Origin of the sequence: Flagellimonas algicola, from assembly GCF_005937185.1 — a bacterium.
GTDB lineage: Bacteria > Bacteroidota > Bacteroidia > Flavobacteriales > Flavobacteriaceae > Flagellimonas > Flagellimonas algicola.
In genome coordinates this window covers 690,314-714,302 of the sequence record NZ_VCNI01000002.1, presented here as the reverse complement: position 1 = coordinate 714,302, position 23,989 = coordinate 690,314, and the positions used below count along the sequence as shown (strand labels likewise).

Sequence of the window (23,989 nt, the reverse complement as noted above, 5' to 3'; positions counted from 1 at the left end):
AATGATTATGATTTATTGTGGTATAATTTGAATGAGTTTTCCGTTGTCTTCGTCCGTCAAGAAATAGAGTTTACCATCAGGGCTTTGCCGTACTTTCCGAATTCGGACGCGGTCATCTACGAACAATTCTTCAGCACTTTTTATGGTTTCATTTTCTATTCGGAATCGCCAAAGACTTCCTCTGGACAATCCCGGAACAAAAAGGTCATTCTTCCATTGCGGAAATTCATCCCCAGTATAAAATGTAAGTCCTGTGGGAGCTACCGTGTGGGGCCAAAACCAAATGGGAGGAGTAAAAGTGACCCCTTCCAATTTAGGAGGTGTGTAGTCTGAACTTCTCAGTTTTCCCGTTGTTACATTGGGCCACCCATAGTTGGCTCCAGCGTTCAAAATGTTGATTTCATCCCCTTGAATGGTGCCATGCTCACTGAACCAAATGTTTCCTGTATCGGGTTGCACCGCGATGCCTTGGGCGGCCCTAATCCCAAGGGCATAAATTCCTGGATCGGCATTTGGCCCTAAATCCGGACTATCTTCTGGAATACTCCCATCGGCATTTAGCCTGTAGATCTTTCCTCGTTTGTCGGATAAGTCCTGCGCAATGGGAATTTCGGGTTCATCCCGTTCCCAAAAAAGCCGTTCCCCAATAGTCACATAGAGTTTCCCATCAGGTCCAAAAACCATGCCCCCGCCATAATGGAAATATTCCTTGGTATAGGGCGCTGCTTCAATCAAAGTTTCATGTGCGTAAAGCGAATCATTTTTCAATTGGGCACGAATCACCTTGGTGGTAGATCCAACACCTGGCTTTTTAGCTGCATAACTCAAATATACCCAAGGGGTGCTCTTAAAGTTGGGATCAATTAAAACTTCAAAGATTCCGGAATTGTCGCCAAAATGAACAGCGCGGATACTATCCGTTAGGTCATCCGGAAAGCCTTTGATGATGCTCTTTTTTTTGGTTTCAAGGTCAACTTTGAGCAGATGGCCATCCTTTTCAGTAATTAGAGCTTCCGTGGGCGATAGAAAAGCCATACTCCAAGGATGGTTGAGCCCATCAAGTATGGTTTTCTTCCCAGGAACTGGTATTGAAGAAGACTCCTGTTTTTCAACACAGGCCAAAATCAACATTATTGTCAGTAAAACTGGAATGAATTTCCTCATGGGCAAAAACTTTGATGCAAATGAGATAAAATTCAGTTCAGAAAGCTTTAAAAATCATGATTTTTAAAACGAAAAACTTTCTTAGTAGTCCTGTGCCTGTTTCCTAAAAGCAGTCGGCGTCAGTTGGGTCTTGGCCTTAAAGGCCAGATTAAAAGAAGTGACATTTCCAAACCCACAGTCGTAGGCAATGGCCACAATTTTGTCTTGTTGGTGTTTTGGGTCAGAAAGCATCTGTTTGGCTTTTTCAATCCGGAACTCGTTGACAAAATCAGAAAAATTCTTGTGCTCATTTTCATTGATGGCCTGTGATAATTTCCGCGGAGGTGTTTGCATCCGTTGCGCTAGGGATTCCAACGAAATATTCGCATCCAAAAAAAGTTCTTCCTTGATCAGTAGTGCTTTCGCTTCCTTGACTAAACTTCCAGATTCCGATTTGTTCAAGGTAGATGCATTATATTTTCCTAATTGAAACGCGTGTTTTTGAAGGAAGAGGAAAGAGAAAATGTAAATCAAAAAGGAAAAAAAGACAGCACCTCCAATATAAAATGGAATTAGTCCCGCAAGATTTCCCATATAGAAAAGCCAAAGGAGACCTACCCCAATAATCAAATTTCTATACCAAGAAGCGCGTTGCGGATGTACTTTTTTTCTGCCCTTAAGATAGACCATTGTTGAAAGTCCAAGGTATAGTAAAAGATGTGCGAAGACCAGAATATAAATGACATAGGAAATAGGTCGGCCGTCGTTTGGAATCAGTGAACAAAAAAGAGCAAACAAAACAAAAGGGACTATGTGAATATAATTTTTGGGACTTAACTTTTTTTGATTTACCAATAACCCTTTCCCATAAAACCAAAGAAAAGGCCCCGTCATTAAGATTCCTGAAATTCCCAGATTGCGTTGCCATGGAAGCAAATCAAAATGCACATTGAGGATGGACTTCCCAATACGAATGGTAAGGCCCAGAATCACAAAAGCCAGAAAAATGTTGGTTTTATCACTTGCTTTACGAACAGAAACCAGATACGCAAAGAGGAAAAGGGCTTGTGCAATTCCCAAGCAACTCAAAACCAACCAAATAACATCCTGATTCATGCCTCAAAAATAAAAAGTCCTACCCAAAGAAAATCTGGAATCCGTTTTAAGTTGTTATTTTTAGCAAAACACTTTGATTTAGATGCGATTATATACTTCAATTTTGGCCATGCTCCTATTGTTTGGGATAGGATGCTCTGAAAAGAAAAAAATGGAAAAGAAACATCATTTGTTTGTAGGCACCTATACTGATGGGGAAAGTGAAGGAATTTACAAATTGACTTTCAATGCTTCTACGGGAGAGTTAAGCAACAAAAAGCTGGTAGCGGAATTGGTCAACCCTTCCTTTTTAAAGATTTCTGAAGACAAAACAAATCTATACGCGGTGCATGAAGTGGCCGATTTTGATAGTTTAGGAGGCGGGGTCTCTGCATTTCTTGTAAAGGATAGCATTTTGGAATTTCAAAACAGCATGGGCACTGGAGGGAAACACCCCTGCCACGTCTCCCTTTCGGATAATGGTTTTTTGGCAGCTTCCAACTACTCCGGCGGGAACTTTTCAGTCTTTAAATTGAACGATGATGGATCTCTTCCGGAAAACTCACAGGTGATAGATCATAAAGTGTTGGATACATCTAAAACCTCACATGCCCATATGGCCCATTTTTTTGGAGATAACTTGTTTGTGGCTGATTTGGGATTGGATGCGGTAAAAAGATATCAATTGAACGGTGACACCTTTAATCCAGCGACGCAATCATCCTTAAACATGCCAGAAGGTGCAGGGCCGAGACATTTTACATTTGGCAAAAATGGAATTTTGTATGTGATCAACGAACTCAATTCCACAATCACCGTTTTTGAAAAGAAAGAAAATGGCGATTACGAGGAAATTCAGACCGTGGAAACCTTGGCTTCAGATTTTGAGGGAAAAAGCTATTGTGCCGATATTCATTTGTCTGCGGATGGCAAGTTTTTATATGGTTCCAATCGGGGTGAAAATACCATTGTGGTCTTTTCGGTGGATGAAAACTCTGGGCTTTTGAATGTGGTGGGCAGAACTTCCGTCCATGGAGATTGGCCACGGAATTTTAGCTTAGATCCCTCTGGGAAGTTCCTGTTGGTCGCTAACCAAAGAAGCCATAACATTACCGTTTATTCCAGGGATGAAGAACAGGGAACCCTTCAATTCTTAAACGAATTTAAAATGCCGAGCCCTGTGTGCCTTGAGTTTTTAAACTAACTCTTGATGTGCTTGGCTTTCATTTCCTGAATAAAATTAGCGGACATATAATACAGATTGAGTTGCCCACTGTTGTAGGTGCTGTTTATGTTTTTGATGGGATCCAACGCTTTGGCAGGAGCTGGTTCTTCCAACCTTCCGCTGGCAAAAATGAACAGTTTTCCATCTGGGCTTACCCACGGACACATTTCATGTTGATCGGAATTAATGGGCTTTCCTAGATTTTCTGGTTCTGTCCACTTGCCATCTATATTAAATGTGATATATAAATCTCCTCGTCCGATAGTATCATCGTACCCCCTATAAATCAGATATTCCTCGTTGGGATCTATAAAAGGATCTCCCTTGTCTTCTCCCTGGTTGATGATATCAGGTAAAGTTTCAATGGTATAAGTCGAATCTGAGGGGATTGCTTTGTATATGTCGCCCTTGGACCAAATATTGAAATAGATAGCACCGGAATGGGTCAAGGAACTATAGTATTCATTATCATCTTCCCCAGTCAGAACCACTCTTACAGGATTTCCCCAGTCCTTGCCTCTCCGTTCCACATACCAAATTTTACTGTTTTCGTTGTCTCCTTTGGGTCTGCTTGAGCTGAAATATAATCGATTCCCATCAGGAGCAAATAAGGGATCAAAATCGGAATACGAACCTGAAAATGGTGCAATCCGAGGTTCACTCCAAGTACTGTCAGCGTTCATACGGGTAAAGGTGATATATGCATTGTTGGGCAAATCCGTGGTATAGAAAAACTCGGTGCCGTCTGGCGAGAAGGTACCGTTGTATTCTGTGGCGGGCGACGCCAATAGTTCCGGAGCCAAAAGTTGTGGGGAAGCACTAGGTGCGACACCAAAAAAAGGGCCAAGTTTTTTAGGCTTTTCCACTGTCTCAGGCTGAGCATGTTGTTGATGATTTTGACACCCCAGTATTGCAATCAACAAAAAAAGGGAATAGAACTTTAAATTACTCACAGCGATATGATTTACCATTGGATTCAAAATTTTTGCCATTGTTTGGGCGGAGAGATCCGTGCCAAGAATCCTTATACCATTTTTCAGGCTCATCATCACCTCTATAATCTGCGGTAAAAAAGGAAAAGTCCTCGTTAAAAGTGATTATGATGTCCCCTTCACCATCGGCGTCTTGCCACCTACCGGTCATGACCTTGCCACTAAGTTTCCCCCATATTCCACCCAAGGCATATTTAGGGATTAAATAATATGCACCTGCGATTTCATCGTTATCAAAAAGAAGGTCGAACCGACCAATTTCCGTGCAATAGTTTTTTGAGATTACCGTGTTTTCCTTTTTGTCCTGCCCAAAAGAGGCGGCAAAATGGAACATACAGATGAAGCAGAAGAACAAGGTTTTTAATTTCATTTTGATGCTGTTTAATTTTCTTGTACAAGAGGATGGATGATCAAAGTGTAGTTTTCCAATCTGGATCCATCCGAAATGACAACTTTTTCCTGATCCAAGTTGTCCAACTGTGAGTCCGCAACAAAATACATCTTGTCATTTTTAATGGTAAATGTGGTTGGGATATCCGATTCTTTTCTGAGGTTCCAAATTTTTTCCTCACCGGTGATTTCCATTAGATTTTGATTGAGTTGAAATCGATATACCCCATTTTGTGTTGCATCTCTTTTGGTATTGACTATGGCAACCAAACTGTTTTGGTGGAACTTTAGTCCGTCAATGCCCTTAAAATTATTGGGCTGGTTCAGCAAGATTTTGGACTCAATGTCCAACACCCGAAGGCCGCTGGTATAGGAGGCAAAATATAGATACTTATTGTCATTGGAAATGGCAATGCCGTTGCAGTGTTTAAGCTCATCATGGGCATAAAAAACATCCAGCTCACCCTTCTTGGAATTCACAGTGTAGATTTTGTTGCTTTCGGAATCGGTAATATAAAGGGTTCCCATACTGCTCACAGCCAAATCATTGAGGTAAGCAAAACCTGTTTCTTTCAGCTTAAAGGAATTGATCAGTTCACCAGTTTTGATATTTAACAGCAGCAAGATGGATTCATTTTTTGGTTTGGGCAGGCTATTGCCCAAAGCGTAGAGTGTATCGCCCTTGATGGTCATTCCAAAACCCGATTGGTATCCATGTTCCCCGCTTTCAATAAAATTTTCAGGTTGGCTACCATACAGATTGCAACGTACAATCTTGTTATGTCTTAAACTGTTTATAAAAAGTTTTTGGTGTTGCAGGTCAACAGCAATACCCTCTGGGATAAGGTCCTTTTCAAAACCCAATTCCACCTCCGTGGAATTATTTTGGGCCATGACGACTCCGGACGCAAAAAAAAGACTCCAGAACAAGAATCTCATAAGGTCTTCTGATTGAATGAATTACTCAAGATTAAACATTATTTTTTTAGAAGGTTTAAAATTTATGTTAAACCGCTAAGATCATTCAAGCTGTTTGATTCCGGACACATGCGATGCCACGGCCTTCCACATTCCATTGCGTTTGATCAGGATATTGCTGGATTGATAAATGGTCTCAATGGAATCATTGATGATATGACCGGTACCACAAATCAGGGCGGTTCCGTTATCCAAAACATCCAAGCGCTTTATTTCATAATGAAAAGAGTCGTGCTGCATGGCATTTTCCTTGATCCATTCCAACTCCCCTTGTTTGTCTGACCAGGTACCACTGGCATCTATCATTTGAAAGTCATCTCCTAGAATTTTATCCAATAACACTGTGTCTTGCTCCCTGTAGGCTTTAGGCCATTGGACTTCTTTGAGATTTCTTAGGATTCCGTGATCTGCTGGAGTAATGAGGCTCATAGTTTGCGGCTCCATCGGAGTTTCCTTGCAAGCGGATAGTGCGCAAAGCAAAATTAAAATACCAATCGTTTTTTTCATGATTTGAAGTTTTAGAAGAATGTGTAAACATATTTGAGGGTAACCAACTGGTTGTTGAATCGAGGTAGTTGTGGCATAAACTGCATACGGTCCGTGTTGTAATCCTGATTGTAAACTACATACAGATTATGGCCATCCCGAAAGTTGTATCGCAATCGGGCACTGGTGAACACTTGATCTTGAATAGAGTTGTACTGTGCGGTGATACTTCCCGAAAGATGTAGGTTGTAGGCCCAATTAACCCGAAGTTGGGGCACATTGATCCACTCACTTACTTCCCTTTCCTTAAAGTTGAGGTAGTTTAGGCGCCAGGATCCTTCAAAGGTGAGATGCTCATTGACGCTCCATTCGGGAGATAGCCTAAGCTCGAGATTCTCTCCATCAAAAAAGCTTCCGTACTCTGCAGAAATAGGAATTTTAAATGCCCTTTGAAAACCACTGGTGTACGAAGCACCAAAAAAGGAGTAAAAATAATCACCTTGTGGTATCGTAATCTTGTTCGAAAATTGAAGTGGTTCTTGAAGGAATTCATATTGGACCTGCCCAAAGAGCATAACCGCATCATTGTTAAATAAGGTTCCAGACCACTGACTTCTGTTGTACCACGTTAGTACCTCTGAAAAATCCGTGGTAAAATACAGGTCGGAATTAATCGGCATCCATCTTCTGTATTGGAACGTATTGTTTTCGCTATCGGAATTGAATTTTCCATGATTGAGCCCAACATAAAAATTGTGGTGTTTTTCCCTAAGCAGGAATCCCATTCCCGGGTTGAATGCCTTGCCTGAAAATTCGTAGGCTCCGCGATAAAACCATCCGTCGCGTTTGCGCCGGGCGAACTGAAATGCAAAACGGGAATTGTCAATCAAGCCATAATCCGCACTGGAAAAATCTTCACCTTCCACCGTTGTGGCCAGGGAGGTAATGATGAAGTTCTCATCGCCAACATCAATAACACCATCTATGCCTAAAGCAGTATTGATATAATCTTTCCTTGCCCGATTGGTGGCCATAAACCCAATAAAAGATCTTTCGTTAAAGACCTTCCTGCGCAATCGCAAGACTGAAAAATTCTCTGTGGGCAATGCTTCGGAGTTTATGCGGGTTCCTTCGGTTTGTAGGGATAAGAATCCCAAGTCCCAATTGCCCAATTCCCCAGTAAGTTTGGCACCGCCAATAATGGGAGTCAATTGTCCATTGTTGATACCAATGGTCCTGCTGTAGAAGAGTTGGGAAAGGATGCCCATATCAAAATCGAACAGTCCCGATTGTTGCAAAAAGAACTTACGTCGCTCAGGAAAAAAAATGGATACCCGACCTAAATTAACAATCTGATCATCTATTTCCACTTGAGAAAAATCCGTGTTCAAGGTGAGGTCCAAAGTAAGGCTTGGCGTGATGCCATAACGAATATCCAGGCCAACATCCAATTCATTGAATGCATTTTTTTCATAGGCTGATTGGTTGGAATTAAGGCGGTAATTGTTCTGTGTGGATGCCAGCAGGTAGGGGGTGACCTGTAGGTCCTTTTTAGGTTCTAAACCTACAAATCGAACGGGCTTTTTTAAGGAGGGCTTGCCATTGGCCCCAGTAATGTTTTGGGGGACTTCGGGATATACCAAAAGCTTGTTGTCGTAATTGATGGTGCGCTGCGCGGAGATTCCGCCCAAAACTTCTCCATCCCGGATTTCAAATCTCAAATTGGACAGGGGAATTCGATATTCGGCTTGCCATCCTTTATCCGTAATTTGGGTCTTGCCTTCCCATAGCATGTCATATGCCGGAGTGGAAGGGGCATTGCCTAAGGGCACATTGTCATTATAGATGGCATCATCGTATCTACTACCCGTGGGGTAAATGCTAAAGATGAAGGCATTTTTACGTGTACGGTTGGGATCTATTTGGAAGGCAAAATAATCGTCGCCGTACCAGCCGTCCCTAACCAGATTTCTTCCGATAATCTTCTCTGGATTGGGGTCATTAGCATCCAAAGCCACATAGAGATAGTCCTTATCAAAGGTTACAAAAAGTGTGGTAAGACTATCCGGTGCACCCCAATCTGGGCGCCATTCCATAAACGGGAAACGCTGGGCCTCTTCCCAAAGGGCTTCATTTAAAAAACCATCCAAATCGAGCTCGTGGGTCGTTCCATGAATATTGGTGGTATTGTTTAAATAATCCTGGGTGAGCATAACCATCGGCATAATGGAAAAGGCTAGGAAAATGAATTTTCGCATGTAGAATTACCGTTTTGGTCAAATCTACTTGTGGAAAATCTTTGAGGATGAATTAGCTATGTAAGCTGCGGAAAAAAAAGGGCGAGTTGCGGAATCTAAATTTGAGCCAATTCCTGAAGATAGGTTCTGCTAAACTTAAGGTCGTCTCCGGTTTTCAATTTAAGCTTGCCATCTCCGCTATGGTTTTTTTGGATATGGGAAATAAACTCTGAGTTGACCAAATACGAGCGATGCACCCGCTTAAACGTATTGGGGCACAGCAGCTCGGAAAGCGATTTTAAACTTTGGTATTTTACAAACTTCCCTTTTTCGGTATGGAGAACCACACAGTTGTTGCTGGTTTCCACATAAATAATTTCGTTGGGTTGCAACTGGAATTGATACCCCTGTTTGGAAACGGGAATTCGGGTTTCTTTAGGATCGGGTGTTGGGGTGCGCTCTTTTGATTTTTCAGATTGGATAAAATAGAACAACAAGGCAAAGTAACAAAGCAGGTTTACGGCTATGTTATTGGTAAGACTTGCATTGAGCATGTTGAAACTGGGAGAGGTACAGTTGTAGATGGTGGTCATCAAGAAAATTACCAAAACCTGTCCAATAATAATATTTATGGCGGAAGCGGATAAGCCCAGACCGCCTTGAATCAATACGTTTTTTCCCGATGCGGTAACACCCCATTTTCCACTCCAAGTTTTGATTTGCCGAGCGGAGAAATTCCAAAAGAAGAAACTGGTAATGGCCAAGATGGAGAGTTCGGAAAAGCAGCTGGCGCCCAAACTTTCTTGAAACAGACGACCCAGGCCCATATTGAGTAGCACAAAAATGCTAATAAGTGAAATCCGTTTGGACATGCAGTAAATGTAGTGGAAAAACAGATGGAATGGATGGACTTTAACGGTCTTTAAACAGCTGATATTTTTGTTTTCAACTTCCTTTCCCAAGGAACACCAATACGCCTATCAGTATAAGCCCAAAAACTATGGCAAAAAATATCTTCCAAAAACTATAAGGTCTGGACCCTGAAATTTGCCCATTTTCTCCATTGATGAAGAAATGGTATTCCTTGCCTTGGTATCGATACGCGCTGATATATACCGGAAGCAAAATATGTTTAAATGTTTCTTCCGATAGTTGCATGTCCATTTGGGTCACCCGTTGGGTGTCTCCACCAATATCCTGTCTGCACCAACGACGGGCAATATCTTTAGCAATATCCTTGGAATGAAGATGACCTTGTTTTAGCGGGATGGTATATTTTTCGGTAACAAAACCAGATAGAAAACTGCTATTGAAGGGTTGAAGTTTCTTCAGGTTCCAACGTGCAATATTGCTGGGGATTCTCCCTGATTTTTGCTTTGAGGCCTCTATTAAAGTATCATCCACAAAACCAGAAACTCTTCCAGATGCCGGATACCAACGCGTTTTTCGAACCCGCTGTGAAACCATTTTCCCTTGGGCATTTCTTACCCTCCGCGTTTCGTAGTAATATTCCCCCCGTTGTCCTGAATAAGATGCCGAAAGTTGAGCATCAAAGGTCCAGTAGGGTAAATAAAGTCCTTTGGTAAACTGGGGATCCAAAGCGGCCTTTTTTAGTTTGTTGGGTGCCCACCATAAGCGATCCACCCATTTTTTAAAAATAAGAAATGACTTTTCTTTCTCTATTTGAAAGGGCAGTACGGCCCCGGGCAAAATCCACTCCTCTTTATAGGCGTCTTCCAAGATTAAGGGCATGCTACAATACACGCAATGGAGGGACTTGTAATTTTCCTCCACATGTTGATTGGCCCCGCAGTTTTTGCAATGCAGCATGGAAATCTCTTCACTGTGCTTTTGGGAACCCATCTCCTGTAGATAGGGATATAGCTCAAGCTCTTCAAACCCATTTTTGTCTACTTGAATTGACTCTTGATGCCCACAATACTCACAGCTGATATTGGTGGTTCCAGGTTTGTATTTGAGTTCTGCCCCGCAGTTGAGGCAGGGCTTTTTAAGCTCTGTTTTTTGAATTGATGACTCCATGCTCTCATTCCCGCGAAGGTGGGAATCTTGTTATTATGGATTACTGTTTTTAAAGGAAATACAAATTAATATTACGGGTTCGGCAAAGGAGGTGGGGTATTGCCGCCCAAAAACGACTTTAACTCTTCCACATCTTTCAATGCTGTCCAGTTGGCCATTCCCTGTTTCCATACCAAGCTATCACGATTGATGGTTCTGCCAGCAAATAAGGCTTGCAACTGTTCAAAGGAAACAGGCCCCTGTTGCACCCCGTTTACTGCGTAAAAGTATTGCACTGCCACTGGCATTGGAGGTGGAACGGGAGTTCCTGCTTGCTGCATTTGTGGATTGCCGCCCATTTGAGGACTCATCATACCACCCATTTGCTGCGCCAATACAAATCCCATTCCCATTCCCATTCCTGCACCCGCGGTTCCGCCTTCATTTTTGGCGGCAGCTTCAATGGCTTTGGCCGTTTTGAACTTGGTCAACTTGTCCAGATCCAATTTGTCGATTCGGCTATACTCGAAGATTTCTTTTTTAAGATCTTCCGGCATGGAGACATTTTCGATATAGAATTTCTCCAAAGAGATGCCCACGGTCTCAAATTCCGGAGCCATAACCTCCCTACAAGTGTCTGAAAGCTCCGAGGTGTTTGCCGCATACAATTCAATTGGGAGATTGGCTTCTCCGACCGTGTCGGTAAATCGCGTAGCGATCAAACTTTTAAGATGCTCATTGATTTCAAAACTGGTGAAGTTATTATCCGTTCCAACGATATCAACGATGAACTTTCCGGCATCCGAAATTTTAAAGGCATAGGTTCCGAATGCTCTAATTTCCACCAAGCCAAAGCGATCATCACTTAAAGTAATCGGACTTTTGGTGCCCCATTTCTCATCGGTGAACAGATGGGTGTTTACAAAATAGACCTCGGCTTTGAAAGGCGAATTAAAACCGTATTTCCATCCCTTTAGGGTGGCTAAGATGGGCAGGTTTTTGGTGGTGAGGTCGTAAGTGCCAGGTTCAAATACATCCGCCAATTGACCTTCGTTCACAAAAACAGCGGTCTGCCCTTCCCTCACAATAAGCTTGGCCCCATTCTTAATTTCATTTTGGTAGCGTTCAAACCGATGCGCAATAGTGTCATCCGTATAATCCAGCCACTCAATAATATCTATAAACTCGTGCGTGAGTTTCTCTTTGATCTTGCTAAAAATATCCATGGTAAAGTGTTTTATGTTGATGTTTCTAAAGTAAGAAATTGGAAGATTACTTCCTCCAAGGGATTAGTATAAAATTATCCACATTGTTACATACGCTATCAAAATTGATTTGAAATGGAATTAATATTGGGGCTGATTGAATCTGTTCCTAAAACAAAAACGGTACTTACTTTTTCCCTACATTTAGTACCGACTAATTCAACATCCTAGAAAATGAAACATTTGCTTTCGCAAACCGGCTTATTCTTGCTGGTTTTTTGCCTTTTTGCAACCTCGACGCAATCCCAAAGAAGAAAATCAATCCAAACAAGCCCAGAATATCCCAAGGAATTGTATTCCAGTTTGGAGTACCGCTTGGTAGGCCCGTTTAGAGGGGGCCGTTCCGCTGCGGTAACTGGTGTGCCTGGAGAACCCAATCTATTTTATTTTGGGGCTACTGGAGGTGGCGTTTGGAAAACTACGGATGGTGGCCGTTCGTGGGAGAACATTTCGGACGGGTATTTTGGCGGAAGTATAGGAGCTGTGGAAGTGGCCCAAAGTGACCCCAATGTAATCTATGTTGGAGGTGGTGAAAAGACGCTTCGTGGGAATGTATCCAGCGGCTATGGCATTTGGAAAACGGAAGATGCTGGTAAGACTTGGCAAAAAGCAGGTCTGGGAAAGAGTAGGCATGTACCACGAATCCGGATTCATCCCACAGATTATAATACGGTATATGCTGCAGTTTTGGGGAACATTTACAAACCTACAAAGGAAAGAGGGGTGTACAAAAGTACTGATGGTGGCAAAAGCTGGAAACAAGTGTTGTTTGTCAATGACCAATCTGGAGCGGTAGATCTTACTTTTGACCCCAATAATCCGCGAATCTTATATGCTTCCACATGGAGAGCCAAACGAACTCCATATAGTTTAAGCAGCGGAGGTGACGGTTCTGCGCTATGGAAAAGTACAGATAGTGGGGAAACCTGGACGGAGATTTCCAAGAACGAAGGCTTTCCAAAAGACACCTTGGGCATCGTTGGGGTAACAGTATCCCCAAAAAATAGCGAACGAGTCTGGGCGATTGTGGAAAACAAGGAAAAAGGAGGACTATATCGTTCTGATGATGGCGGGAAAAAATGGACACAGGTCAACAGTGAGAGAAAATTGCGTCAGCGGGCTTGGTATTACACCCGTGTTTATGCGGATACTCAGGATGAAGATGTGGTTTATGTCCTCAATGTTCGGTATCATAAATCCACCGATGGCGGAAAGACCTTTAATACCTTCAATGCACCCCATGGGGATCACCATGACCTCTGGATTTCCCCAGAAAATGCCAAACGCATGATTATTGGAGATGATGGAGGGGCACAGGTAAGCTACGATGGTGGTGAAACCTGGAGTACGTATTACAACCAGCCTACAGCACAATTTTATCGTGTAACTACGGACGATGCATTCCCCTATCGGATTTATGTGGCCCAACAGGATAATTCCACCATCCGAATCAATCACCGAAGTGATGAAGGTTCCATTGGCGAGGATGATTGGGAACCAACAGCTGGGGGTGAATCAGCACACATTGCCGTAGACCCCACAAATAGCGACATAGTTTATGGAGGCAGTTATGGCGGTTTTTTGACAAGGGTAAATCACGATAAAGGAACTGTACGGGGCATCAATGTATGGCCAGACAACCCAATGGGCTATGGTGCCGAAGGAATGAAATATCGTTTTCAATGGAACTTCCCCATCATTTTCAGTAAGCATGACCCCAAAAAACTGTACACCTTTTCCAATCATGTGCACATGAGCACCAACGAAGGCCAGAGTTGGGAGTTATTGAGCGATGATCTAACGCGAAACGATCCAAATAAATTGGTAAGTAGTGGGGGACCCATCACCCAGGACAATACAGGGGTGGAATATTATTGTACCATTTTCGCCGCCAATGAAAGTCCTTTAAAGGAAGGATTGATTTGGGTTGGTAGTGATGATGGCTTGATCCATGTAACCAAGGATGGGGGTGCAACTTGGGAGAATGTGACCCCAACCAACATGCCCGAGTGGAGTATGATCAATAGTATAGAGCCTTCAAATTTTGATGAAGGCACCTGCTATGTGGCAGCCACCCGCTACAAGCTAGGGGACTTCCAACCCTACCTCTATAAGACCACAGATTATGGAAAAACCTGGACAAAAATAACAAACGGTATAAATAATGAGCACTTTACTCGAGCGCTCCGGGAAGACCCTAAGAGAAAGGGGTTGTTATATGCAGGAACGGAAACCGGAATGTATACTTCCTTCAATGACGGACAAAATTGGGAAAGCTTCCAATTGAATCTTCCCATAGTTCCAATCACCGATTTGACCATAAAAGACAACAATTTAGTAGTGGCAACTCAGGGGAGGAGCGTCTGGATTATAGATGATCTGACGGTCTTGCACCAATTGGATGCATCAAAGAAAAGTTCTACTGCCGTTTTGTATCAACCCAAGGATAGCTATCGCACCAAGGGAACGGCAGCAAAAAAGCCATCAAAGACAGAGGGGCAAAACCATCCCAATGGTGTTGTTTCTCATTTCTATCTGAAAAACGTATCGGATAAAGATAGTATCAGTTTGACTTATACCTCTATGACGGGAGATACCTTGGCCAGCTATAGCACTTTTGCAAAGGAGGAGAAGAAAAAGCTCAAAGTAAAGCAAGGAGGTAATACCCATGTTTGGAATACACGTGGAAAAGGAGCTGAAAAATTGAAAGGGATGATTCTATGGTGGGCCAATTTGGATGGTGCCAAAGCAGTTCCAGGTTCGTACAAGGTTCACCTAAATGTAAACGGTTCTAACCAAACACAGGAATTTAAAATTTTACCGGACCCAAGGGCTGAAGTCTCTGTAGCAGATATGCAAAGACAATATGAGTTCATTACTGATATCAACACTACGGTGGAGAGGTCGCATCAATCCATCAAAAAAATCAGGAAAATAACAGAGCGATTGGATGCTTTTAGCAAGCAATATCAGGAAGATGAACGCACCAAGGATTTGGTGGAGAAAGCCAAAAAAATGAAGGAGGATTTTGGCACTATTGAAAAAGCCTTGTACCAAACCAAAAACCGTAGCAACCAGGATCCCTTGAATTTCCCGATTCGGTTGACCAATAAACTGGGACATTTGAACAGTCTGGTTTCCATAGATGACTTCCCACCTACGGCCCAGGACATAGCGGTAAAAAATGAACTGACTGCCAAAATCAACGCCCAATTGGACACTTTTGATGCCTTGGTGGATGAGGAGATGCAACAGTTCAATCGAGAATTCAACAGTTTGAACTTGAATTATCTATTTGTGGAGGAATAAATGAACAACTGACGGGAATTCGTCTAAATTTGCGCCTCTTGGCAACCAAAAGAGCCGCAGGAAATTTATAGACGATTTATGAGTATTGACTCCAAGACATTTTACCAGAGCCAGTCTCTAAAATTTGAAAACGAGCTGAATATCCTTGGGAAAAAACTGGATGTTTCAAGCGCTATTAGACTTTTGGTGGCCATTGCCACTTTATTGGGGATTTATTTGGCCTGGGGAGCCTTGGGATTTGTCATTCCCTTATTCCTTTTAGGAGCAGGAACTTTTGCCTACTTGGTCGTTCGTCATGATAGGATTAAATATCAACAGCACCTAACTCAGGAGTTGTTGGCCCGAAATCAAAAAGAGCTTCGTGTACTCCAAAGAGAGTTTTCCGAATTGCCGGATGGAAAGGAATTTCAAGGGTCGAATCATTGGTACAGCAAGGATATCGATTTGTTTGGCAGCGGATCCTTTTACCAATACCTAAATAGAACTGCTTTGGAAAGTGGTTCCAAGGAGCTGGCAAGGTTACTCTTGTCCAACAACCTTGAAGACATTGATTTAAAACAAGCTGCCATAGCTGAGTTGGCCGCCAAGCCCGAATGGAGGCAGGAATATGGCGCTACGGCAACCTTGGTCAGAACGCAAATCCCAGCTCATAAAATCATTCAGTGGCTTTCCAGCTACGTCCCTTTTGTACCCAATAGGATGATAAACGGGGCCTATGTTTTTTCGGCAATTTCCCTTGCGATTATTACTGCATGTAGCATTGGATGGATTTCCTGGATTTGGACATTGGCGGTTTTTGTCATGGGTATGGTAATAAGCGGGAAGTTTGTGAAGAAAGTAAGCAAACTTTCAGTCCATGTATCCGAAATACAAAACACCTTTACCCAATATTCCCGTTTACTGGCGCTCTTGGAAGATCAAAAATTTGAAAGTCAGCTTCTAGTTCAAAGACATAAAGAAATTAAAAATGAAACGAACTCAAGCTCCGGAGTGCTGAAACGTTTCTCCAATCTTTTGGACCGATTGGATCAGCGAAATAACCTTTTGGTTGGGTTCATTCTCAATGGTTTTTTTCTGAGGGATTTGATAATCTGCGGCTATATTGAAGCTTGGATAAATCAAAACAAGCATGTGGTTCCAAAATGGTTTGATGTTATTGCGTTTTTTGATGCCTATAACAGTTTGGGCAATTATGCCTTCAATCATCCAGGGCATGTTTATCCCACTTTGTTGGATGAAGGAAAAACACTGGAATGCAAAGCAATTGTACACCCCTTGTTAGCTCCAGATAAAGCTGTGCCAAATGATATAGCCATCAGCCTTGAAGATTTTTATATCATTACCGGTGCCAACATGGCGGGAAAAAGCACCTTTTTAAGAACTATTGCCCTGCATTTGGTTATGGCAAATGTTGGACTTCCGGTTTGCGCGGAATCTTCAAACTATAGACCAATAAAGTTGATTACCAGCATGCGGACCACTGATAGTCTTAAGGATGATGAGAGCTATTTTTTCAGCGAATTGAAAAGGCTGAAATTTATTATTGAGGAGATGGAATCCGGTAAGTACTTCATTGTTCTGGATGAGATTCTGAAGGGAACCAATAGCAAGGACAAGGCCATTGGATCCCAAAAATTCATTGATAAACTGGTCTGCATTAAAGGCACTGGAATTGTGGCAACCCATGACCTTAGCCTATGTGAGGTTGCACAAAAGCGTGAAAACGTATCCAATTATTTTTTTGATGCCCAAATTGTTGACGGCGAACTAACCTTCGATTACCAATTCAAAAAAGGTATTTGCCAAAACATGAATGCGAGTTTTTTACTAAAAAAAATGGGCATAGTTGAATGATTTAAGGGTTGTTAAACCTTAAATTTAGCCTTGGAATTTTGAACCTAATCCATAACCCAATGTTATATCCCTATATAAAATCGTTGCACCTGATTTTTGTGGTTACTTGGTTTGCCGGCTTGTTCTATATTCCGCGCTTGTTCATTTATCATATTGAAGCTTGGCAAAAAACCTCGCCCGAAAAGGAAATTTTATCCGACCAACTCAAATTGATGACCAAACGTTTGTGGTATATTATTACATGGCCATCTGCTATTTTGTGTACGCTTTTTGCCATTTGGTTATTGGTATTGATGCCTGACTGGCTGAACCAATCCTGGATGCATATCAAGTTGGGATTCGTTGGACTGCTAATTTTCTACCATTTAAAATGCCATCAAATTTTTAAGCAGTTGCAACGAGATGAGGTGAAATACACTTCTCGATTTATGCGAATTTGGAACGAACTGGCAACACTGGTTTTGTTCGCCGTGGTGTTCTTGGTCATCTTAAAAAATGCTTTCAATTGGATTTACGGAACTGTAGGGATCATTGTTTTGGCGGTTCTTCTAATGCTGGGGATTCGATTGTACAAAAGAATCCGGGATAAAAATCCGAATGCGTAGAAGCGTTCAAGAACAAGTTCAAACTTCAAGTTCAACTAACGGACTTTGAGCTTGAAGTTGAGCTTGACATTTGAACCTAAATTGGCTTGATTATTGCTAACTTTATTCCAAACTGCAAAAGGATTGTTTAAAAAACTATCGCTACGTTCCCGTATCTTCTTCACCATGATCATGCTGGTGGTCATCGCTTCCGTCTTGATTGCCGGCGTGACCATTTATCAGTACAGGGAACAGAGCAAGGATTACCATGAAAACAGGCTGGAACGAAAAGAAGAGCAAATTCTCCAAAGCATCTCCTATGTTCTAAAGGAAACCACTTATCCTGTAAGCACGGAAAATTTAGGCAACATCTTTAAAGATGAAATTTATAAGATTGCAGATGTGCAGAATGTCACCTTCAATATTTATGACCTGGAAGGTGGGTTGATCAAAAGTTCTAGACCCGCTTTTGAAGCCGATTCCATTTCCAACTGCTTAGATGCCGAAGTACTGAACAAGTTAAAAGTCCAGGCTGAAAAGCGCTATGTAGAGAAGAAAAAGGCGGCAGGAGACAACTATCAGGCTTCTTATACCTTTATTAATGACGAACAGTTTAAACCAATCGGTATAGTAAATTTACCATACTTTGAGGACAATTCTTTCAGCAATATGGAGCTGCGGGAGTTCATGTTTAGATTGGGAGGTGTTTATCTGCTCATGCTGCTTTCAGCCATTATTTTGGCTTACTTCATTTCCAAATATATTACACGCTCGTTACAGACCATTTCTGATAAAATGGATCAAACGGATTTAACCCAGCGCAATGAAAAAATCTACATTGAAAGGCCCACAGAAGAAATTGGGAAATTGGTGGATTCCTATAATGGAATGATTGATGAATTGGAGGAAAGCGCGGCCAAATTGGCCCGTAGCGAAAGGGAACAAGCTTGGCGTGAAATGGCCAAGCAAGTCGCTCATGAAATCAAGAATCCCTTGACCCCTTTACGACTGACCATTCAAAGCTTTGAACGCAAGTTTGATCCCAATGATGCAAAAGCCGAACAAAAGATTCAAGAATTTTCCAAGACCGTGATTCAACAGATAGATACATTGAGCAATATTGCTTCGGCCTTTTCAAATTTTGCCAACATGCCAGCCCAGCAAAATGAGACCTTGAACGTGGTCAAAATCGTTAAGTTGGCATTGGAAATATTTCAAGAGGATTATATCCATTTTATTTCCGATGAAAAAGAGATCATAGCCAAATTGGACCGGACCCAATTGATAAGGGTGGTCACCAATCTGGTCAAGAATGCGATCCAAGCGGTGCCGGAGGTAGAATCTCCGAGAATTTTGGTCACTGTGGCCTCCGAAGGGATGGAAGTAAAAATATCTGTCGCAGATAATGGAGTGGGAATCACCGATGATTTCAAGGATAAAATATTTGAGCCTAAGTTTACCACTAAGTCCAGCGGTATGGGTCTTGGCTTGGGTATGGTAAAGAACATTGTTGAGAATTATAGGGGAACCATTGATTTTACATCCCAGGAAGGGAAAGGAACGGTATTCACCGTAAAATTTCCCAAGGAATAACCCGCTCTTATCCAGCCCTATTGGATGATTGCTATTGGATCAGTAATTTTACCAAACACCAAACACCAAACACCAAACACCAAACACCAAACACCAAACACCAAACACTTGAACTACGAAAACATTTACATAGAAGAAGAGAACAACATTGCCACCATTACCATCAATCGGCCCAAAAAGCTGAATGCTCTCAATAAAAGAACCATTTCGGAATTGCATACCGCCTTTAAGGAACTGGATGAGGATGATGAAATTCAGGTGATCATTATCACAGGAAGCGGCGAAAAAGCTTTTGTGGCAGGAGCGGATATATCCGAATTTGCCGACTTTTCGGTTAAAGAAGGAAGAAAACTGGCAGCCGAAGGTCAAGAAATCCTGTTTGATTTTGTGGAAAACCTTTCCACCCCTGTAATTGCCGCAGTCAATGGTTTTGCCCTAGGTGGAGGACTGGAGTTGGCCATGTCCAGCCATTTCAGAATTGCTAGCGATAATGCTAAAATGGGCCTCCCTGAAGTATCATTGGGTGTTATTCCAGGATACGGAGGAACACAACGCTTACCTCAACTGGTTGGAAAGGGAAGAGCCATGGAAATAATCATGACGGCAGGGATGATTACCGCGGATCAAGCGTTGCAGTATGGTTTGGTCAATCATGTGGTGTCCCAAGAGGAATTATTGCCCTTAAGTCTTAAAATAGCAAGCAGGATATCGAATAACTCCCCTGTGGCCATAAAATATGCAATAAAAGCGGTAAATGCTGGTTTTAAGTATGATGTGAATGGTTATGCAACGGAGATAGATGCTTTTGGCACCTGCTTTGGCACCAACGATTTCAAGGAAGGTACCTCAGCCTTTTTGGAAAAGCGAAAAGCCGATTTCCCCGGATCATAGCCATGGTAACCAAACCAGACTATGATGAAACAAAAAATCCTGTTGTTTTGCTTTCTTTTTGTTGGGGCACTGGCATGCGGCCAAGAGAAGATGCCCGTGACCTACGATTTTGGCGAAAAGTTCAATGATAGATACCGATACTCCAATTTACTGACCATTTCCGATGATGGCTCAGGAGGCTATATTTTGGTTCGAGCCTATTTTCAAGGGTTGATTTTAAAGCCTAAAGGCTATCTGATTGAACAGTACAATAGCAATTTGGAATTGGTCTCTGAATACAACTATAAGTTAAAGGGACTCGACTTTGTGGATGGCTTCCTTAAAAACGGACAGCTGAGTTTGCTGTTTCTCAATTACAATTACGATAGAGCACAATATGAATATTGGGTGCATAGAAGCCCAATTGTCAGTTACAATTTCAGACCTGAAAAATTACTGTCAATCGCTTCGGAAGAAGTAAGGAATCCTGTAGATAAGAACTACTATAACAGAAATTTCTCCAAGGGATTTTCCACTTCTATCCTGTTCAATCAGGAGAAATCAGGCTTTGTGATCAGTACGCACCACAAAAGAGGAAAAAACAACAAGCATATCATCCACTTATATGATACCGGTTTAAACAAAAGGTTTGAACACGACTTTTCCCATGAAATTGAGGAAAAAAACTATGCCTTTGAAAATCTGGCCATCTCCACCGATTTATCCACAGTCTATATTATAGGGAAGGCCTATTTCAAAAAGAAGCGGTTTAGGGTAGACGAACGAAAGTTTCAATATGAATTGATCAAGGTTTCGGCCAATGGAAGCCAAACCCAATCGTTTGTGGACGAAGGAAAGTATCCCGAAGCTCTATATCCCATAATTATGCGGAACAGACTGGTCTGTACGGGATTTTATGCGGATAGAAAGGACAATCGCTATAATGGCATCGCCTATTTCGACTTAAATCCGACAAGCTTGGCAATCAACGCTAAAAAATATAACCCATTTTCCCTTCAGTTTATGGAAGATAAATTTGGTAGGGAAGAAGACAAGGTAGTCAAGAACCTTGTTTTTAAAAGTGTTGAAATAACCGAAAGCAATGAAATCTTCTTTAATGCAGAGGAGTACTTTGTGACTACTGGTATGGAGGTGACCGGTGCGGGTCAACGGGTTAAGTTGGAACGTTTTCACCATAACGACATTGTGAGTGCTAAACTGAACACCGAAGGGATTTTGGTTTGGGCCAGAAACATTAACAAAGCTGAGGTTACCCAGGGTGACGGAGCCTATGCTTCCTACAGTTCGTATTGCAAAAATGGAAAGACCTACTTTTTCATTTGTACTGCTGCGGATAATCCCCAGTTGATCAATAATGAGCGCCTTATTTTTAAACAGGGACTCAGCCGAAACCGAAATGTGTTTATGATTTCCTTGGATGAAAATGGGGTCATGGATTATGAAAAGATCATAGACAACCAAGAAGCACGACTTCCTCTAATGGTTTCGAAACCGCTTAAAGATATAGATGAAAGTAAAATGCTCTTCTACGCCAAACGCGGCAGTAAAAAACAGCTGGTAAAAGTCTCCTTTTTATAAGATCATAAGCAACGCTTTCCCCGTACTTGACTCTTAAAAGTAAAAACCATTAAAATGGACGTAGGGTTGAGAAGATGTATTTTCGCATTCCTTTGTATTGCTTTGATTACGTGCACGGGCGACGATGTTGATGTTGACAATCAAAAAATTATTGGGGAGTGGCAGGTGGTCGCTATCTATAACTCAAGTCCTTCCGGACCCACTTTAGGACCACTCGCTGGTGAGATTATTTCCATTATTTTTTTTAAAAATGGAACCTTTGAAGGCACCACTTCTGCAAACACCTTTGGTGGGGAATTTTCAGCTTCCGACACTCACCTCGTTATTGAAGAAATGATAACTACCGAGGTGGCGGATACTGTATTTGGCCAAGCGTTCTATGAGACTTTTGAAGAAAGCAGAAGTACAGACACGGGATTTTCCGAATTTGAACTTTCTTTCCAAGAAGGGAGCCGGCTTCATCTTGAATATCAGAGCTTCAAATTTTTAGGTCTGCAAAAGCAATAATCTTAACAATATAAATTGGATTATATCCATATATTTGGAATAAATCCATGAAATGAAATTGAATGACCTACAAAAAGGAAGAGGCGCCCAAAAAAATCCACACAACAGATTCCTAAAAGATGTATATGAAATAAGAGAGGACTTCCTAGAATTCTGCAGACTGGAAGGGGAAGAAGCAGAAAATACCAAAACCCAATACATTCCCATTTTTCCAAAATCCATTGTCAATAAAGTGGAAAGTCCGGATGTGGGCATGCTCTATTCCATGAATCCCTACCAAGGGTGTGAGCATGGATGTGTCTATTGCTATGCCAGAAACACCCATGAGTATTGGGGCTATAGTGCAGGACAAGATTTTGAACGCAAAATTTTGGTCAAGGAAGCAGCACCGAAGTTGTTGGAGGCCAAAATCAAACATAAAAACTGGAAGGCAAATACCATTGTATTATCCGGTAATACAGATTGCTATCAACCGGCAGAGCAAAAATTTAGGATTACCCGAAAGTGCTTGGAAGTCTTTCTGAAATACCGACACCCCGTTGGCATTATCACCAAAAACGCTTTTATCCTTCGAGATTTGGACATTCTAACCGAATTAGGTTCTCACCAGTTGGTTGGGGTAAACATATCGGTTACTTCCTTATCGGAAAAAACAAGACGGAAATTGGAACCTCGTACCGCATCCATGCAAAAAAGACTGAAAACAATTCGGGTGCTGAGCGAAAATGGAATTCCTGTAAATGCGATGTTGGCGCCGATGATACCGGGAATCAATAGTCATGAAATGCTAAAATTGGCCAAAGCAGTTGCAGATGAGGGGGCCTTGTCGTTTGGCTTTACGGTAGTGCGCTTAAACGGTGCCATAGGTCAGATTTTTGCGGACTGGATAAAAAAAGCAATGCCCGATAGGGCGGAAAAGGTACTGCACCAGATCCAAGATTGTCATTCGGGAACCTTAAATGATAGTAGATTTGGAGTTAGAACCAGGGGGGAGGGCAAGATTGCTACACAGATTCATGAAATGGCCAGGCTTGCGCGCCAAAAGTATTTTAAGGGTAGAGTGTTTCCCAAACTCAACCACGAATTACATGAACAGTACAAAACAGGTCAGATGAAATTGTTCTAAGATGTTTTGCGTTTTCCAAAACCCGTGGACAAACGAACCGTGATACCTATGGCTTTGGTATTGAAGTTTTGTTTGTGGTAATCTTGCTCAGAAAAATCGAGTTGGTTTAAAGACTTCCCTGCGTTGAAAGCGGTATAGGTTAGATAAAGGCCGAGCTTTCCAATTTTATCCACCGCCAAGAATTCATAACCAAGGGAGAAGGTCCAAAAGTTAAATTTGCTCTTGGTTACCTGCCTGATATCAATTTGGTTGGTGTCAGTGTAATCTCCGATAGCTCTTTGATTTCCAAAATGATATTTGGGAATGAACACCACTCTGCTATAATTGTCCTGGATAAAAAACTTGGGGCCAACACCCCAGAACCAAGCATCAAAAAAACGGTTTAAAAAGGAGCGAAATCCAATATCGCCTGAAGGATCAATCGCCCAATCTTCGTCAGAACGACCACCAAAATAATAGGTTACATCAACCTCAGGGGCCATATATTTTAGTGCAAAGAGTTCGGAACCCACCGAAAAATTGAGATATGCTGATGGCTCAAATTCGTCCTCATAAAAAGCAGCGAAGGAAATAAAGGCTTCTGGCGGTTGCATCTGGGAGTAACTTATGGAAAGCGAGGTAAAAAGCAGAAATGCCAACACGTGTTTCATAAGCTATGGATTATCAACAAATATGCCATAGCCCAGGCCTGTTATGAGATAATTTTGAATAAATTTA

20 protein-coding genes are annotated in these 23,989 nt (G+C 42.0%); 9 read left to right on the top strand and 11 right to left on the bottom strand.

Annotated elements, in window-relative coordinates; all coding sequences use genetic code 11:
* Positions 1–12: 12 nt before the first annotated feature.
* Together FGG15_RS12080 and FGG15_RS12075 are read right to left on the bottom strand one after the other, a co-directional pair.
* Positions 13–1,164 (bottom strand): PQQ-dependent sugar dehydrogenase, encoded by a 1,152-nt coding sequence (locus FGG15_RS12080; protein WP_138836558.1) that lies wholly within the window; start codon positions 1,162–1,164, stop codon positions 13–15.
* Positions 1,165–1,245: 81 nt separating this feature from the next.
* Entirely contained in the window at positions 1,246–2,259 is a 1,014-nt protein-coding gene (locus tag FGG15_RS12075; protein ID WP_138836556.1) for a helix-turn-helix domain-containing protein, read from the bottom strand.
* Between the two features lie 82 nt (positions 2,260–2,341).
* Here FGG15_RS12075 and FGG15_RS12070 point away from each other — a divergent pair, with 82 nt between their 5' ends.
* Positions 2,342–3,442, top strand: a complete 1,101-nt coding sequence (locus FGG15_RS12070; protein ID WP_138836554.1) for a lactonase family protein — start codon at positions 2,342–2,344, stop codon at positions 3,440–3,442.
* On the opposite strand, the gene FGG15_RS12065 is transcribed toward FGG15_RS12070, so the two are convergent.
* The 8 genes from FGG15_RS12065 to FGG15_RS12030 form a co-directional block, all read right to left on the bottom strand.
* A complete protein-coding gene (locus FGG15_RS12065) occupies positions 3,439–4,416 on the bottom strand; it encodes a TolB family protein (RefSeq protein ID WP_161991962.1) in 978 nt (325 codons plus the stop codon). The two genes, FGG15_RS12070 and FGG15_RS12065, sit on opposite strands and share 4 nt — an antisense overlap.
* Positions 4,409–4,825: a hypothetical protein gene (locus FGG15_RS12060; RefSeq protein ID WP_138836550.1), complete on the bottom strand. Its 417-nt coding sequence runs from the start codon at positions 4,823–4,825 to the stop codon at positions 4,409–4,411. Before FGG15_RS12060 ends, FGG15_RS12065 begins: the two co-directional genes overlap by 8 nt.
* 11 nt (positions 4,826–4,836) lie before the next feature.
* Positions 4,837–5,784 (bottom strand): SMP-30/gluconolactonase/LRE family protein, encoded by a 948-nt coding sequence (locus FGG15_RS12055; RefSeq protein WP_138836548.1) that lies wholly within the window; start codon positions 5,782–5,784, stop codon positions 4,837–4,839.
* 81 nt (positions 5,785–5,865) lie between these two features.
* A complete protein-coding gene (locus FGG15_RS12050) occupies positions 5,866–6,330 on the bottom strand; it encodes a nuclear transport factor 2 family protein (RefSeq protein WP_138836545.1) in 465 nt (154 codons plus the stop codon).
* Between the two features lie 11 nt (positions 6,331–6,341).
* Positions 6,342–8,567, bottom strand: a complete 2,226-nt coding sequence (locus FGG15_RS12045) for a DUF5916 domain-containing protein (RefSeq protein WP_138836543.1) — start codon at positions 8,565–8,567, stop codon at positions 6,342–6,344.
* Between the two features lie 95 nt (positions 8,568–8,662).
* Positions 8,663–9,418, bottom strand: coding sequence for a LytR/AlgR family response regulator transcription factor (locus FGG15_RS12040; RefSeq protein WP_138836541.1), 756 nt, complete (start codon positions 9,416–9,418; stop codon positions 8,663–8,665).
* Between the two features lie 73 nt (positions 9,419–9,491).
* Entirely contained in the window at positions 9,492–10,586 is a 1,095-nt protein-coding gene (locus tag FGG15_RS12035; protein ID WP_138836539.1) for a TFIIB-type zinc ribbon-containing protein, read from the bottom strand.
* Positions 10,587–10,657: 71 nt separating this feature from the next.
* Positions 10,658–11,791, bottom strand: coding sequence for an SPFH domain-containing protein (locus tag FGG15_RS12030; protein ID WP_138836537.1), 1,134 nt, complete (start codon positions 11,789–11,791; stop codon positions 10,658–10,660).
* Positions 11,792–12,004: 213 nt separating this feature from the next.
* On the opposite strand from FGG15_RS12030, the gene FGG15_RS12025 reads away from it, so the two are divergent.
* The 8 genes from FGG15_RS12025 to FGG15_RS11985 all read left to right on the top strand — a co-directional run bounded on the left by FGG15_RS12025 (position 12,005) and on the right by FGG15_RS11985 (position 23,272).
* Positions 12,005–15,139 (top strand): WD40/YVTN/BNR-like repeat-containing protein, encoded by a 3,135-nt coding sequence (locus tag FGG15_RS12025; protein WP_138836535.1) that lies wholly within the window; start codon positions 12,005–12,007, stop codon positions 15,137–15,139.
* Positions 15,140–15,217: 78 nt separating this feature from the next.
* Positions 15,218–16,993 carry a MutS-related protein gene (locus tag FGG15_RS12020; protein WP_138836532.1) on the top strand — a complete coding sequence of 592 codons (1,776 nt, stop codon included), beginning with the start codon at positions 15,218–15,220 and terminating at the stop codon, positions 16,991–16,993.
* A 59-nt stretch (positions 16,994–17,052) separates the two neighbouring features.
* Entirely contained in the window at positions 17,053–17,598 is a 546-nt protein-coding gene (locus tag FGG15_RS12015; RefSeq protein ID WP_138836530.1) for a CopD family protein, read from the top strand.
* Positions 17,599–17,763: 165 nt separating this feature from the next.
* Positions 17,764–19,170: a sensor histidine kinase gene (locus tag FGG15_RS12010; protein ID WP_138838266.1), complete on the top strand. Its 1,407-nt coding sequence runs from the start codon at positions 17,764–17,766 to the stop codon at positions 19,168–19,170.
* 108 nt (positions 19,171–19,278) lie between these two features.
* Positions 19,279–20,061 (top strand): enoyl-CoA hydratase/isomerase family protein, encoded by a 783-nt coding sequence (locus FGG15_RS12000; protein WP_138836528.1) that lies wholly within the window; start codon positions 19,279–19,281, stop codon positions 20,059–20,061.
* A gap of 21 nt (positions 20,062–20,082) precedes the next feature.
* Complete coding sequence (locus tag FGG15_RS11995; RefSeq protein WP_138836526.1) at positions 20,083–21,639, top strand: hypothetical protein; 1,557 nt, start codon at positions 20,083–20,085, stop codon at positions 21,637–21,639.
* A 54-nt stretch (positions 21,640–21,693) separates the two neighbouring features.
* The gene (locus tag FGG15_RS11990) at positions 21,694–22,146 is read left to right on the top strand and encodes an META domain-containing protein (protein WP_138836524.1); all 453 of its coding nucleotides are present in this window, start codon (positions 21,694–21,696) and stop codon (positions 22,144–22,146) included.
* Positions 22,147–22,198: 52 nt separating this feature from the next.
* A complete protein-coding gene (locus tag FGG15_RS11985) occupies positions 22,199–23,272 on the top strand; it encodes a PA0069 family radical SAM protein (RefSeq protein WP_138836523.1) in 1,074 nt (357 codons plus the stop codon).
* Here the strand turns inward: FGG15_RS11985 and FGG15_RS11980 are convergent.
* Positions 23,269–23,922 (bottom strand): hypothetical protein, encoded by a 654-nt coding sequence (locus FGG15_RS11980; protein ID WP_138836521.1) that lies wholly within the window; start codon positions 23,920–23,922, stop codon positions 23,269–23,271. The two genes, FGG15_RS11985 and FGG15_RS11980, sit on opposite strands and share 4 nt — an antisense overlap.
* Between the last annotated feature and the right edge of the window lie 67 nt (positions 23,923–23,989).

Excerpts from the sequence above, each read along its gene's own strand:
- FGG15_RS12080 (WP_138836558.1), bottom strand. The coding sequence starts at position 1,164 with ATGAGGAAATTCATTCCAGTTTTACTGACAATAATGTTGATTTTGGCC.
- FGG15_RS12075 (WP_138836556.1), bottom strand. The coding sequence starts at position 2,259 with ATGAATCAGGATGTTATTTGGTTGGTTTTGAGTTGCTTGGGAATTGCA.
- FGG15_RS12070 (WP_138836554.1), top strand. The coding sequence starts at position 2,342 with ATGCGATTATATACTTCAATTTTGGCCATGCTCCTATTGTTTGGGATA.
- FGG15_RS12060 (WP_138836550.1), bottom strand. The coding sequence starts at position 4,825 with ATGAAATTAAAAACCTTGTTCTTCTGCTTCATCTGTATGTTCCATTTT.
- FGG15_RS12055 (WP_138836548.1), bottom strand. The coding sequence starts at position 5,784 with ATGAGATTCTTGTTCTGGAGTCTTTTTTTTGCGTCCGGAGTCGTCATG.
- FGG15_RS12050 (WP_138836545.1), bottom strand. The coding sequence starts at position 6,330 with ATGAAAAAAACGATTGGTATTTTAATTTTGCTTTGCGCACTATCCGCT.
- FGG15_RS12045 (WP_138836543.1), bottom strand. The coding sequence starts at position 8,567 with ATGCGAAAATTCATTTTCCTAGCCTTTTCCATTATGCCGATGGTTATG.
- FGG15_RS12040 (WP_138836541.1), bottom strand. The coding sequence starts at position 9,418 with ATGTCCAAACGGATTTCACTTATTAGCATTTTTGTGCTACTCAATATG.
- FGG15_RS12035 (WP_138836539.1), bottom strand. The coding sequence starts at position 10,586 with ATGGAGTCATCAATTCAAAAAACAGAGCTTAAAAAGCCCTGCCTCAAC.
- FGG15_RS12030 (WP_138836537.1), bottom strand. The coding sequence starts at position 11,791 with ATGGATATTTTTAGCAAGATCAAAGAGAAACTCACGCACGAGTTTATA.
- FGG15_RS12025 (WP_138836535.1), top strand. The coding sequence starts at position 12,005 with ATGAAACATTTGCTTTCGCAAACCGGCTTATTCTTGCTGGTTTTTTGC.
- FGG15_RS12020 (WP_138836532.1), top strand. The coding sequence starts at position 15,218 with ATGAGTATTGACTCCAAGACATTTTACCAGAGCCAGTCTCTAAAATTT.
- FGG15_RS12015 (WP_138836530.1), top strand. The coding sequence starts at position 17,053 with ATGTTATATCCCTATATAAAATCGTTGCACCTGATTTTTGTGGTTACT.
- FGG15_RS12010 (WP_138838266.1), top strand. The coding sequence starts at position 17,764 with ATGATCATGCTGGTGGTCATCGCTTCCGTCTTGATTGCCGGCGTGACC.
- FGG15_RS11995 (WP_138836526.1), top strand. The coding sequence starts at position 20,083 with ATGATGAAACAAAAAATCCTGTTGTTTTGCTTTCTTTTTGTTGGGGCA.
- FGG15_RS11990 (WP_138836524.1), top strand. The coding sequence starts at position 21,694 with ATGGACGTAGGGTTGAGAAGATGTATTTTCGCATTCCTTTGTATTGCT.
- FGG15_RS11985 (WP_138836523.1), top strand. The coding sequence starts at position 22,199 with ATGAAATTGAATGACCTACAAAAAGGAAGAGGCGCCCAAAAAAATCCA.
- FGG15_RS11980 (WP_138836521.1), bottom strand. The coding sequence starts at position 23,922 with ATGAAACACGTGTTGGCATTTCTGCTTTTTACCTCGCTTTCCATAAGT.